Raw genomic sequence first — 13,776 nt, 5'->3', positions numbered from 1 at the left:
GACGATCCAACCTGTATAACCTGCCCTGCGACTGAGGCGGAAGCGCAAGCCGCCAAACAGGCATGGTCTAATCGACGACCAATACCGTCCCCGGTGCACATATCACCCCATCTGCAACCGCAACCCGGTAGCCCGCGCTACAGCCTGCCTGCAACCAGGCTCGAGCACCGACTACCACGCCGCCGGCCAGGTGGACGCCGACTCCAAGGTGGGCGAAATCGCCAAGGCTGACATCGTGATCGACCGTCGCGCTGGCATTGACGATAGCGCCCTCGCCAATCGCCGCGTCGACACCCACCATCGCCAGCGCCATGATCGCGCTACCTTCTCCAATGGTTGCAGCAGCACTCACGCAGGCGCGGGGATGCACCACGGTTATCAAGGGCAGCCCGGCGGCACGAATGGCCTCGACCCACTGCTCGCGCACGGCATTATTGCCAACCGCAGCAATAGCACCCGCGACCTGTATCTCCAGCGCTGCCAACCCTGCCACATCGGACACAACCGGCCAGCCGAAGGTTTCGCACAATGCGGGCCAGCGGTCATCGGCAAAGGCAATCCGCTGCCATTCACCACTGAGCAGTGCCGCCTCTGCAACTGCCTTACCATGGCCCCCGGCCCCGATGACAAGCAACGTGCGCTCACTCACGGCCGCACCTCCAACTCACCGGCATGGTATTTCACCGCCAGCCCCAGCAACGGCACATAAGCGACCAACAGCCCCAGCAAACCGTCTACCCCACCAAGCCCCACCCAAAGCGCGATGGGTAACAGCCAGAGAAGATTGATGCCCGCCACGATAAGCGTCACCGGCAAATGCCGACCGATTTGGCGCGACGCATACTGATAGGCGTGGCTGCGGTGCGCTTCATACACCTTGTCGCCGCGCAACAGGCGGCGCAGCAAGGTAAAGGTGGCATCGACGATGAACACCCCGAGCAGAATCAACCAGCCCCACAGCAGTTGCGGCGCCACCCAGGCGGCCTGAAGCGACAGCACGCCCAAGGTGATGCCCAGGAAGCCACTGCCCGCGTCCCCCATAAAGATCCGCGCCGGCGGGAAGTTCCAGAACAGAAAGCCCGTCACCGCAGCCGCCAGCAACATCGGCATGACCCAAGCCGCAAATGGCGCTGACCCTGCGATGCCCAACAGCATGTACAGCAAGGCACCGCCCAGGCACACACAAATGGCCTCGACACTGGCGATGCCGTCGATGCCATCCATAAAGTTGTAGAGGTTGAGCAGCCACACCAGATAGACCGCCGCCAGCGCATGGCCGAACCAGCCCAGATCGAAGGTGAAGCCGAACATAGCCACAGGCGGCAAGCCACCGAGCCAGAACAGCGCCCAGATAGCCGCAGCAAAATGCCCAAGCAAACGCCAGCGCGCGGCGATATGGCCGTGATCATCGAGAAAGCCCAGTACGGCGATGCCGGCACCGGCGCCCAGCAACGCCCAGGCCAACGGCCAAGCGATCAAGCTCATGCCGGCCATCAACGGCAAGGCCAGCAGAAAACTCACCACTATCGCCACCCCGCCACCCCGCGGCGTCGGCACAGAATGCGAACTGCGCGCGTTGGGGATGTCCATCAGGCTGCGGGCCAGGGCATAACGGCGCAACGCGCCGGTCATAAAAAGAGACACGCCAGCCACGGCCGGCAATAACCACCAGATAGTCATCAACTTGCTGTTCCAGAAAAAAGCTCGGATTTAGAGTTGCTAGGTCAGAACTGGCATGTACGTATCTAGCAGCCAGAAAAGTACACGTTTCGCAGCTCCACTATGGAAACAAACCCCACTGAAACGAACGGTACAACCTCAATACCTTGACCGCGTCAACATTGATCCGCGCAAAGCCGACCTATTTTCTCCAAAGCCTCAAATGTATTCCCCTGCGGCTTCCAGTCCAGCAGGCACTGCGCTTTGGATGAGTCCACCTGCAACGAACGGTAAAGCTGCGTATAAAGCGACTCTTTTCCAAGCAGCTTCGCGCCAATTTTTAGCAAAACATCAGGCACAGGTAGCATCAGTGGCTTTTTCCCCATCCCTCGCGCCAGTGCCATCACCATTTCCGTAGTAGAGATATCCCCACCATCGGAGACAAGGAAAAGTTGCCCGGCCGCCGCCGGGTGCTCAATACAGAGGGATATGAAGCCAACTAAATTCTCAAGCGAGACGATACTGCGCCGATTACTACTTCCACCCAAGGGCAAAGGCAGCCCCGTAGCCACAAGCTTGAGCAGACGGGCGAAATTACCAGGGGCATCGATACCGTAGACAAGCGGGGGTCGGATGATCACCAGCTCTGTCTGCGTACCTGCTAAGAGCTTCTTCAGCCCCTCCTCTGCCTCAAGCTTTGATATCGCATAATCGGCATGTGGCTTAGGCCTAGAAAACTCATCAAATGGTTTTGCGAATGTCTCTGCACCATTAACACCGATAGAACTGATAAAAATAAAGCGTCGCACGCCTGACTCCACAGCCTGCTGAGCCAGACGTAAAGTAGCTCCACAGTTCGCACGCCGGAATGCCTCGAGTGGATTCTCATCATGCTCGCTAAGCACATGCGCACGGCCTGCCAAATGCACAATGCAATCAAAATCTTGACAAGCCGCACTCAAGTCATCGCTAGTTTCTAGGTCTACCTCTAAGTACTCAACACCTTGGACTGGCTCTCTGGCTATACGCACAAGGCCGCTCACCTCGTAGCAGCCCATAGCTAAAGTCTGGCAAAGCGCTTTGCCTATGAAACCATTCGCCCCAGTGACTAAGACCCTTCGCATATCATACCTTTCAACAAGCTGCTGCCGTAGCACCACGCCCAATCGCATAGTAAAGGATGCCGGAACCTGACATCGTCACTGGGTCGAATAAGTTACGACCATCAACAACAATGGGGTAATTAAGCGCCTGCTTCAGCCAATCGGGCTCAATAGTTCTGAAATTTTTCCATTCAGTACAAATCACTAATGCATCAGCCCCCTCAACTGCATCTTCACGCGAATGACACAACAGCAGGTCCGATCGCACACCATAAATGCGCTTACATTCTTGCATTGCCTCGGGGTCGTATGCTCTGACCTTTGCCCCCGATGCCCAAAGGGCCTCTATAAGTGCACGGCTCGGAGCATCTCGCATATCATCGGTATTCGGTTTGAACGCCAACCCCCAAAGCGCAATGCTCTTGCCCGCCAACTGACCATCGAAGGCTTGTAGCAATTTACGATACAACACCTGCTTCTGCCGCTGGTTAACGCCTTCAACAGCAAGTAGCAACTCAGGCACGTAGCCAACATCCTGTGCGGTACGCGCTAATGCCTGCACGTCCTTAGGGAAACACGAACCGCCGTAACCACACCCAGGGTAAATAAAGTGATAACCAATCCGAGGATCAGAACCGATACCCAAACGGACATGCTCAATATCTGCATCCAAACGTTCGGCCAAGTTGGCCAACTCGTTCATAAAACTGATCTTGGTGGCCAACATTGCGTTAGCGGCATACTTGGTCAATTCCGCAGAGCGGACATCCATAAACATCAGCTTGTCATGATTTCGATTATATGGCGCATAGCACTGCCGCATCAACCCCGCAACTTTTTCAGAATTAGTACCCACCACGATTCGAGCACCTTTAGTAAAGTCCTCAATCGCAGCACCTTCCTTGAGAAACTCCGGATTTGAGCAAACATCGAACTCTAAACTTACATCCCGCCTTTTGAGTTCGGCGCCCACAACAGCCCTAACCTTGTCAGCGGTCCCTACCGGTACTGTCGATTTATCGATGATGACTTTATAGTCATCCATATACTGACCAATGGTACGGGCGACAGCCAGAACGTACTGAAGGTCCGCCTTCCCATCTTCGTCTGGCGGTGTGCCGACGGCTATAAACTGGAGATCGCCATGGCGTACTCCTTGAGCCGCATCGGTTGAAAAACTCAAACGACCGGCCTCGACGTTGTTGAGAATCAATTCATCAAGCCCAGGTTCATAGATAGGGATAATTCCCTTCTTTAAACCTTCTATCTTCTTCTCATCAATATCGATGCACACAACGGAGTAACCAACGTCGGCCAAGCAAGCGCCCGTTACCAACCCCACATAACCACTACCAAATACAGTGATTTTCATAGTCGCTTACTTATTCTGCTCAATTTCTTCAGAAAGTAACTTATCGAAATAGCCAATGGTTTTCTTAAGCCCCTGATCCAGCATCACACTGGGCTGCCAATCAAGCAGCGCTTGTGCCTGGCTGATATCCGGCTGACGCTGACGCGGGTCATCTTGAGGCAGCGGTCTAAAAATCAACTTCGAAGATGAGCCGGTCAATTCCAACACACGCTCAGCCAACTGACGAATCGTGAACTCATTTGGGTTACCCAAGTTTATCGGACCTGTCACCTCATCCGGCGTTCCCATCAAACGAATGAATCCTTCGACTAAATCATCAACATAACAAAAGCTGCGCGTTTGCTGACCTTCGCCATAGATGGTGATGTCATCGCCCTTCAACGCCTGAACAATAAAATTACTCACCACGCGGCCATCATTCGGGTGCATCCGCGGCCCATATGTATTGAAAATCCGTGCGACCTTGATCAGCAGCCCATGCTGGCGGTGGTAGTCGAAGAACAAGGTTTCGGCGCAACGCTTGCCTTCGTCATAACAAGAGCGAATGCCAATGGGATTGACCTTACCCCAGTAACTCTCGGGTTGCGGATGCACCTCAGGGTCGCCATAAACCTCACTTGTTGACGCTTGAAAAATTTTAGCCTTAGTCCGTTTGGCCAGCCCAAGCATATTGATTGCCCCATGCACGCTGGTCTTTAGCGTTTGCACCGGGTCGAACTGATAATGAACAGGAGAAGCGGGGCAGGCAAGATTATAAATTTCATCCACTTCGACATACAGCGGAAAAGTAACATCATGCCGGATGAGCTCGAAATAAGGGTTCGCAAATAAGTGCGCAATATTACGCTTCGCACCGGTATAGAAATTATCGACACAGAGTACTTCACTCCCTGCATCCAACAGCCTTTCGCACAGGTGCGAACCCAGAAAACCAGCCCCACCCGTGACCAATACTCGCTTCACATCAAAGCCCCTTCTTCAAAACACGATAATAGAAACCGCCCAACGCATGGGTCAGCGTAAATAGCACAGCCTGGGCAATCGATGTCCCTGGGTACTCCTTGTGGACCATGTACATGCGCTCGAGCATATATTTTTTGGAACCGGATATTTGCCCCTGGATTATTCTGTAGCAAAGCAATGGGTACTCCAATTTTATGCTATCGCCCAAGGCCTGATGAATTCGCAACCAGCAGTGATAATCCTCGACTGCCTTGTACCGAATATCCTCATTGAATGAAAACTCCAGCAAAACGGCTTTCCGCGCCATAACACTTGAAGTAGGAATACGGCCCTTCAGTTGCTGCTTGGCGAAGCTGATACGTTCGCAATCGACATCACCTGGCTCGGAAAAAATCAATGTCGTTTCATCGGTAAAGTCACGCATCTGTGTACAGCTGAAGTCGACGCCAGCCTGCTGCATGGCCTTCAATTGCAGTTCCAACTTGCGCGGATGCCAGATATCATCGGCATCCAGCAGTGCAACCCACTCACCTTTGGCTTGCCTAATACCGATATTACGCGGCGCGGCAGGTGCCCCGTTGTTTTTCTCCAAAGGCAGCAACCGAATGCGCGCATCCTGTTCGGCATAGCCTCTCACGACTTCACGCGTGCCATCTTTGGAGCAATCATCGACAACGATCAGCTCCCAGTTTTGGTAAGACTGTGCCAAGACGGATTCAATAGTGCGTCTAATGAGTTTTTCTGCGTTATAGGACGGAGTAACGATCGAAATCAGCCCTTGTTTTATTTCGCTCAACCTCTGTCTCCCCTAGGCATCTTAGCCCTAACTCCATCAACCCAGCGAAGACCTACTCGCCGCCCTATCTTAAGCGGCTTTAAAATAGGACGAGGCACTTCAAAATCCGCTAGCCGCCCCCATTCCTTTCGCTTGAGCGCTTCAACAATTTTATCCTCCTCTAAACCATCGACTGAATAAGAAGGATCATCCGCCGCCATTAAACCTGTTTTGAGCATTGAAATAAGTCGTTCGGGATCTGCTCCCTCGAAATAGGCGTAGCGAGTTGTTTCAATTGCACGAACATAATCAACGTACTGGGCAAAACGATGAGAGCGCAGGTAAAGGAAACGTAGTGTTTTACGAATTACCACATCAGCATCGAGTGGCACTAAAGCATCCGGGCGACTCAGCTCATCTCGATTACGGAATACGCGAACGAACCCAGCATTTTGATAGGTAGAGGGCCCCATGCAAATAACCTGTTTACCGCAAACCCCCGCCTCCACGGCCGAACTGCCACCATTCATGACAACAATGTCAGCTTGTTGGATCAAGTCGTAGGTGCTCGCTTTCTGCTCGCTAGAAATACAGTAGATGCCGCGTTTTTGCGTCCAGTTGCGATACAGCGCTAATGAACGATCGCCGACGACCTGGCCGATATTCTCAGCCCAGTTCGGATGGCAGCGTACCACGACCTGTTCCGGACTAATGGAAAAAGCCTCGAACAAGTCGTCCAGTGCTTGCGTATTGTCTTCCCAACCGCTTTTCCACTCATCATGGCCGGCAAATTCATTCTTGCTGCTGGGCAATACCAGAACCCGTGGCCCTGCAGTTTCCAAGGGCCAAGGTGCCGGCTCGGGATTCTGATTGTAAAGTCGCCACTCAAGTGAATTGCGTTGCAAAAAGCGCTCCCCGGCCAACTTGCCTGCCAGCTTGGCCTGGACTGCGGTCAAAGGCTTGTCGTCGAACTCCTTAACCATTTCACTCAAGGCTTTAAGGGACAAGCAATTGGCATTCGGAATCAATTGCAAACCATCGCCAAACCAAGTGCGCTCATGGGTTACGAATGGAATACCAGCCTGCTCGCAGGCATAGGTCACTGCGCGGGTGAGGTCCATACGACCATTGAAGCAAACCACAGCATCAAGTTTATTGTCTTCAATCCAGCGCAAGGCGCTTTGATAAGCTATCGCAATCGGATCGTGTAGACTTTTTCTAACCACCACGACTTCAGGTTCATTCCATTCGCTCTCGGACTCAGTCCGGTTAAGCGTGCAAGAACTCGATAACGCCAAACGATCTAGTACAGCCCTATCCAGATCGCTACTCTCGCCCGCTGCAGAAAATGACGTAACAGGTCCGACTGGATAACTCCGAACCCCCCCCAGCATACACTTTGGGCATTCTTTTAATTTACTTGTCCCTTTAATTGCTCGCGCATAGCAGTTGGTGACACTGGCATCACATGTAAGAAAAAACACTCCATGACCAACTTGCTTTAGCAAAGTCGACAGATAATAGAGATGCTCGACATGCGGCCTAAATGAAAAAACATTTACAAAACCAACTTTCATAGAAAATTCCAGACACCAAAAGTTAATGTAACTGTATCCTTGCAGGCCTTCCGAAAGCCCTCCGTAAAAGACCAACAAACCAGGCAAACATTGCAATCTGAATAAAAGATAAGATCACAAATGGGAAACTCATAAAATCCAAGGCAAGGAGTACAGGAGAAAGTACAAGAACAGCATAAGAGGAAACATACAGTGAGAACACCAAGATACTACTTGGAGCCCTTAAAAACACAAGCCTTACCAAAGCACAAACCACACCAACAAAGAAACATAAAACCGGAAAGCAAAAACCACCATACTGATACCATAAGGCCCCAGGCAGAGAAGGGAAACGCCCAGCAAGAAACCACGAACTATCTGGAGGAGCAACCAAACCAAGCTTATAAAATATATTCATCGCATGCAGAAAGACTATAACCTTGTCTTCTTGCACGCCATCAATAATTGCCGCAGTAGTCGAAAAACTATGCGTAACATAACTTACAGCCAACACCACAATGGCCAACAATGAAGATAAATAATTATCCCCCATAGCCCCCGCGTACCACTGATCAATCTCCAACCCCAAAAAAGGCAGAAAACCAGAAACATACTCAATAGCCGTCAAGTTACTCGCCTCCGCCCTTTGATAGAAAACATACAGCGTATAAAATACTGACCACAGCATCATAAAAAACAAAAGGGCCCTCGCTAATTTACTACCAACTAAACAACTGAAACGCCACCCCTCTCTCGAGGACACTGCACCAAGAAAAAAAACAGCCAACAACAGAACATTTGAGCGCCCACCAGATATTAATGAATTGGCCATCAAAAGAACAAACACACACACCAACACACCCAACCTAAACCTCTGACCCATCCCCCCCTTTACAGTCGCCACTAAAAGCCCGGCAACATAATATCCGCTAGAAAACAAATAACCCAACACACTGAATGCAGAGGATATTTGACCATCGCGATGTTCGCCCAATCTTCGCCACTCTTCCCTAGCAAAAGCGATTCCTCGCGAATAATCTATTCCTTGCACATAAATCTTATCGTAAAAGAGAAAAGCCGTACCTACAAAAGAAAGAGCCAAAGCAACACAGATAAGAATTTTAGAATCCATGACCTCCCGACCTCCCCACTGAGGAAGGGCAGGAGCTTTAGCAATGACATTAATCACGCCATAACCTGCAAGCACTAGAATCACAAACATAAGTTGAAGAAGAAAAGCCTCCCCCACCGCCGGATAAATCGAAGAAACCGGCAGAACAGCTATCGCCACCCAATAGACAAGCCAAGTAATTATAAAGTGCCTAACCACTGCGCAACTCCATTACACTGAACAACACCCACAAAACTTATACACAGAACATGTCACAAGAGCGCCTCAATCCGTCTAACCAACAAGCGCCCAATGATATTTTTCGAGACCACAGCGAGTTCACAACACACCGTTTCACCTTCTTTCTTCAGGCGCTCAACAGCAACTTCAATCTCACTACACCCAACACCAACGCTGTATAACTCCCCAAATATCATTACTTCAACATCATCGGTGCTATACAAGTGATAGCGAACCTTAAAACTTTCAAGCCCCACATTCAATATCGCACAAAAAGGCACCTCACTCGTGACCTTAACTCCCGCAGGAACATCACCACAAGCTGCGCGTAACAGGCCAGAAATAACATAAGGAGCGTCTTCCGCACAGTCAGCACTTATTGACTGCTTAGGACACCACTCCAACCGTTGACCAATTACTTTCGCTGGCGCACCTGCTACAACAGAGTACGGCGCAACGTCCCTCACAACTACAGAATTAGCCCCTACCACACTACCTTTTCCGATGGTCACACCAGGGCAAACAACCACGTTTATCCCCAACCAACAGTCATCCTGTATCCAGACGGGACGATCCAGTGACGCCAGACTTCCATTAGCGGCAATTATTCTTTTTTCCTGCTCCCGAATGGGTAGCCAAGGTACTTCTCGAAATGGATGAGTACCCGACGAAACAAAGACATTGGGTGCAAAAATACACCCCACACCAATACGCACTGCACCATTAATGGTGCAGCGACGCTGAATGCTAGTGCCTTCACCAATATAGACTTTCGTTGCTGTTTCTATTTCGACGTCGTTGGATAACCACACCCTCTCGCCTGTTATAATCTGCCCAACTCGGCTGCTGTTCAGTCGGCAGCGCGCGCCCACTTTAGTCCCACGCCCAAGCAAAAAGTGCTTCGCCCCCCCGCTCAACAAAGCGGAAGGATGTATACGGACGCCCTTTCTTGCCTGCCACAAGCACGCCCACCAACGCCAAACGAACAAGCTCCGCAAATGACGAACAGAAATCATAATACTCACCTTCCTGAGCTATAAGCCGTGATAAAAACAGCTAGGTAATTTGCAGCGGCAAAGCTCACTGCCAGCGCTGCCAAATTATTTAAGCTCAGCCACCCTGGCGTCCATGGTTCAACAAAAACAAGCCAGACAGCCCCTACCAAGACGGCAACAAGCAAATTTATGATTAACAAACGCCTTTCTTGTCCGATAATAATCAAATGGCTACTCCAAAAATCAGCCACACGCAAAATAGCAACTAGCAAGAAAATCTTAAGTAAATCCGCTCCCACAAGGTAATCGGGAAACCATCTCTCTACGGCTGCCCTTGCGAGCCACCAGGCAGGCCACGCAAGCACTGCACCACCCAGTAATAGCAGTGAGCCAATCTGGGTAGCAAAACGGAAACTTGCAGCCTGACCGTCGCGGGCAAATCTTCGAGCCAACGCCGGGTATACCGACGCATTAATAAGGGATTGGGTGGATTGAGCAATCAGTAACAGAATCCAGGCAAATGCATACTGGGCAAAATCAGAGGCAGGAAGCAGGCTCGCCGCTATCCAACGATCCATGTTAATCAAGGAAAAACCAACGACCATTACCCCCAACAAGGCCAGGGCGCTGCTCCAGGAAAGACGCCCGAGCCTACGAACAGCCAGTCGCACAAGGGCCGGCAGCCCCATTCGCAACCTTTGCCATGCATTCCACAGGATTCGCCAGGATATCAACAGGGAAAACACTGTCTCCGCCAATAAGACTGGCGCAGCAGCATCGAACCACCGCGCAGCCGCCACCCCAGCTAAAAGCACTAGCCCAGCACGCTGAAAGTTCTGCTTCGCAAAATGCAATGGTTGTCCACGGCTGCGGCTTTCCACCGTAGCCAACAAGAACACCTGCTGAGACAAACCATGTAGGACGCTCAAAGCGAGCAAGCCATGACTCATACCGGCAAAATGTACTCCCGACGCTGACAGCAGCACACCAACGCTTGCGCAGACCAACGCCACAATTAAGCACTGCATCAATAGCATGGCTGCTGCCAGCTCTCGGCGCCGCACTAGCTGTACTGGCATCTCGCGCTGCAGAAGTGCTTGTAAGCCCAGACAACCCAACATGCAGAACGAACTGGAAACAAGCAAGCCAGCGCTGTATTGAGCAAACCCCTGCACATCGAGAAGACGAGCCATCAGCAACGGACGCAACATCATCAGCCCCATCGCCGAGGCCAAGACAGGGACATACCACAACCGCTGCCGCCAATGCCCTATTTTAACTGCCGCTCTGAAGAGCAAAGAATTGCTATCCACTCTACTCACAACAACATTCGCAAGATCGAGTCTTCTCTTCGGTCATGCATAGCCCCATAGTCGAACAAGGCATATTGCAATTGCAGCAAGAGTCTGGGGGCCTTGGTCGGAGTTCTACCCTTATGTATACACAGAGTATTTTCCGCAAAACCCTCACCTGCCGTTCCGCAGATTTCGTGGATATCTACCGCGTGATATTGGCCTGTAATTTCCTGATCAGTGTAACGTCTGATATTCCAACGATCTGAAAAGCTTAATTTTGGCGGTCTCTGATGAGAGCCACTCACACACACGTGAGCACCATCACCAAGGGCAACATCAGTCAAATAAAAGAAAAACTTGAAGAACCGGAAATCGTCCACATCACGATGAAACAGATGCGCATGCCGATCTCTATCCGACGCGAGGGCATCGACAGGAAATGTCCACCACAAGTTTGCCCCTACAAAGGTTGGTACTGAGCCAAGATAGTCGCAGGCGATGGTCTGCAATACGGGATCAGTCGCCAACTTGGCGATTTCAGGGCAAGCTTCGATTGTATTGAAATATTGGGCCAACAGTATCGGCTTGCCCAGAATGCGCTCGGCCTCAGAACGCTGATCCAATGTGAAGCCGCACGATGCCTGACGATCCGCGTAACAAGGAGTTTTTTCTGCATACTGACTAATGGCGGCCACAATTTCTGGAGGTAGCTTCAACCCGAAGGCAAGGCCGGACTCTTTTAGCTCCTTGACTAACCTTGCTGTATCGAGTCTCGGGAATAACGTGTCCTGTATCCGAGCTTCGCATTGGCGCCTGTAAACCACACGACTTCTCGCATGCACGCTGCGCCGCGCTGTAGTCACAAGTTGACGCAGCCACGCAAAACGTGCCATTCCACGCATCAATGTATAACCAGGCTGTGCCGTCAAACTGCGAAGTAGACGACTGACGCGCCCCAGGCCTGCGCCTGTCGACGTAACAACGTTAGAAACCGGTACTTGAACCTCCGTCATTCTATCACCCCCCACATAACCGGCGATCCAGCGCGGACATCTTGCTTAACTCGCATATCCAACACCTTCTCCAGGTGTTTGGGAGCTAGGCCATAACCAGGACGTACGCTACGCACGGCATCTGCCGTAACCTGCTCGCCAGCCTTGAGATCCTGCACAAAATACAAGGAGCGACGGAACATCACGTTGCCCTGCTCACTGGACTTGCGCCCGTAATCCACTTGACCTAGTGCAGCCCGGGCAGTGCTTGCGCCCTGGCATAAGGCCGCGAGTTCCACTGGCACCAGCGAAAAACTGTCATCGGGGCCACCCCCATTGCGATCCAGAGTGAAGTGTTTCTCGATGATCGAGGCACCCAGTACCACGCTTGCGATGGCCGTGGTGTTGTCCAGGGTATGGTCGGACAGCCCGGTAACCAGACCGTAGCGCTGCAACATGTCCGGAATGGTGCGCAGGTTGTAGTCTTCTGCTGGGGCTGGATAACCGCTGACGCAGTGGAGAATTGCCAGTTCTTTGCAACCGCCCTCATGGGCGGCATCGATGGCTTCTTGGATCTCTTCGGCGTCGGCCATGCCGGTGGAGATGATCATGGGTTTGCCGGTGCTGGCCACGTATCTGATCAAGGGCAAGTCGACCGCCTCGAAGGAAGCGATTTTGTATGCCGGAGCGTTCAGGTCTTCAAGCAGATCGACAGCGGTATTGTCGAACGGCGAACTGAAGATTGTGATACCAAGCTGACGCGCATAGTCGAACAAAGGAGCATGCCACTCCCAAGGGGTATGCGCCCACTCGTAAAGCTCATAGAGTGTTTTACCTGCCCAGAGCCCACCTTTGATTTGGAAATCCGGCAGATCACTTTTTAGTGTGATGGTGTCGGGGCGATAGGTTTGAATTTTGAGGGCATCCGCCCCGGCTTTCTTGGCTTCTTCGATAATCCTGAATGCGGTTTCCATGCTGCCGTTATGGTTGGCAGACATCTCGGCAATTATATAAGGAGAGAAATCTGCACCGATCTTCCGACCGGCAATCGAAATATATTTATTCATTGTCTACCTTCTCAACGGCCAACTTATAGGTGTGCCCGTGTAGTTTGAAAAAAGCTGGAAAGCGCTCAGGGTCACTTACGCGCAGCAAATCGAATTGACTGGCAATGGATTTTTCCGGATCCAACTCACTGTCAGCCGGCGTCCGCCGCGGATGATAGCTTGGTTCCGCGCCGGGGTCCTGCGGCTGAGGTGTTATGGTGTAAAAATTCTCCACGGCAAAGTCCATCAACTGGGATTCGGCCGTGAATAGCAGATCATTGATCTCGTTATAAAGCGCGTGCCTTGGAATATCTATCCAGAGCTTCTTCCAAACATCACCACTGTCAACTTTGTCCTGCGCTTCCAACAAACTTACGGCAATTTCACTTGCGCCGTTAACTACTTCCCATATATGCGGACTCCAACCACGCCCTTTCGGAAGATCACTGGCATGGATAACCAGCACTTTCTTGAATTTCTCTCGGTCTTGCGCGCTGATTATCTCGCTACAAGAGATCAGGAAAAGTATATCTCCGCCGTGTAATTCACTCTTACTTCGCACGAGCCTTACAACATGAGTTCCGTCATTTTTTTCCACCCACCGGCATAGCGTTTCGTTCACCGGATGGGTTTTCGAGCTACAGAGAATAGTAATGTTCATTTTCATCT

Annotated in this window: 13 protein-coding genes; all 13 read right to left on the bottom strand. The window is 51.5% G+C overall.

Annotation, left to right across the window (positions count from 1 at the left end; genetic code table 11):
* Positions 1 to 67: 67 nt before the first annotated feature.
* Complete coding sequence (locus AB5S05_RS08870; RefSeq protein ID WP_369287137.1) at positions 68 to 649, bottom strand: acetyltransferase; 582 nt, start codon at positions 647 to 649, stop codon at positions 68 to 70.
* A complete protein-coding gene (locus tag AB5S05_RS08865) occupies positions 646 to 1,680 on the bottom strand; it encodes an MraY family glycosyltransferase (RefSeq protein WP_369287136.1) in 1,035 nt (344 codons plus the stop codon). The genes AB5S05_RS08870 and AB5S05_RS08865 overlap by 4 nt, the downstream gene beginning before the upstream one ends.
* Before the next feature lie 155 nt (positions 1,681 to 1,835).
* Positions 1,836 to 2,783 (bottom strand): NAD-dependent epimerase/dehydratase family protein, encoded by a 948-nt coding sequence (locus AB5S05_RS08860; protein WP_369287135.1) that lies wholly within the window; start codon positions 2,781 to 2,783, stop codon positions 1,836 to 1,838.
* Between the two features lie 10 nt (positions 2,784 to 2,793).
* Positions 2,794 to 4,134, bottom strand: coding sequence for a UDP-glucose dehydrogenase family protein (locus AB5S05_RS08855; RefSeq protein ID WP_369287134.1), 1,341 nt, complete (start codon positions 4,132 to 4,134; stop codon positions 2,794 to 2,796).
* Positions 4,135 to 4,140: 6 nt separating this feature from the next.
* Positions 4,141 to 5,097, bottom strand: a complete 957-nt coding sequence (locus AB5S05_RS08850) for a UDP-glucuronic acid decarboxylase family protein (protein WP_369287133.1) — start codon at positions 5,095 to 5,097, stop codon at positions 4,141 to 4,143.
* 1 nt (position 5,098) lies between these two features.
* Positions 5,099 to 5,893, bottom strand: coding sequence for a glycosyltransferase family 2 protein (locus AB5S05_RS08845; RefSeq protein ID WP_369287132.1), 795 nt, complete (start codon positions 5,891 to 5,893; stop codon positions 5,099 to 5,101).
* Positions 5,890 to 7,449 carry a capsule biosynthesis protein gene (locus AB5S05_RS08840; protein WP_369287131.1) on the bottom strand — a complete coding sequence of 520 codons (1,560 nt, stop codon included), beginning with the start codon at positions 7,447 to 7,449 and terminating at the stop codon, positions 5,890 to 5,892. The genes AB5S05_RS08845 and AB5S05_RS08840 overlap by 4 nt, the downstream gene beginning before the upstream one ends.
* Before the next feature lie 22 nt (positions 7,450 to 7,471).
* Positions 7,472 to 8,758, bottom strand: a complete 1,287-nt coding sequence (locus tag AB5S05_RS08835; RefSeq protein WP_369287130.1) for a hypothetical protein — start codon at positions 8,756 to 8,758, stop codon at positions 7,472 to 7,474.
* 53 nt (positions 8,759 to 8,811) lie between these two features.
* Positions 8,812 to 9,591, bottom strand: a complete 780-nt coding sequence (locus tag AB5S05_RS08830) for an acyltransferase (protein ID WP_369287129.1) — start codon at positions 9,589 to 9,591, stop codon at positions 8,812 to 8,814.
* Positions 9,592 to 9,800: 209 nt separating this feature from the next.
* Positions 9,801 to 11,087, bottom strand: coding sequence for a lipopolysaccharide biosynthesis protein (locus AB5S05_RS08825; protein ID WP_369287128.1), 1,287 nt, complete (start codon positions 11,085 to 11,087; stop codon positions 9,801 to 9,803).
* A gap of 5 nt (positions 11,088 to 11,092) precedes the next feature.
* On the bottom strand, positions 11,093 to 11,962 hold the full coding sequence (locus tag AB5S05_RS08820) for a hypothetical protein (RefSeq protein ID WP_369287127.1): 870 nt from the start codon (positions 11,960 to 11,962) through the stop codon (positions 11,093 to 11,095).
* Positions 11,963 to 12,078: 116 nt separating this feature from the next.
* Positions 12,079 to 13,128 carry a pseudaminic acid synthase gene (gene pseI / locus AB5S05_RS08815; RefSeq protein WP_369287126.1) on the bottom strand — a complete coding sequence of 350 codons (1,050 nt, stop codon included), beginning with the start codon at positions 13,126 to 13,128 and terminating at the stop codon, positions 12,079 to 12,081.
* Positions 13,121 to 13,774: a formyltransferase family protein gene (locus tag AB5S05_RS08810; protein WP_369287125.1), complete on the bottom strand. Its 654-nt coding sequence runs from the start codon at positions 13,772 to 13,774 to the stop codon at positions 13,121 to 13,123. The genes pseI and AB5S05_RS08810 overlap by 8 nt, the downstream gene beginning before the upstream one ends.
* Positions 13,775 to 13,776 lie beyond the last annotated feature (2 nt).

The organism is Pseudomonas zhanjiangensis (assembly GCF_041027545.1).
In the GTDB taxonomy this organism is placed as follows: Bacteria; Pseudomonadota; Gammaproteobacteria; order Pseudomonadales; family Pseudomonadaceae; genus Aquipseudomonas; species Aquipseudomonas zhanjiangensis.
This window is presented reverse-complemented; position numbering and strand designations above follow the sequence as displayed.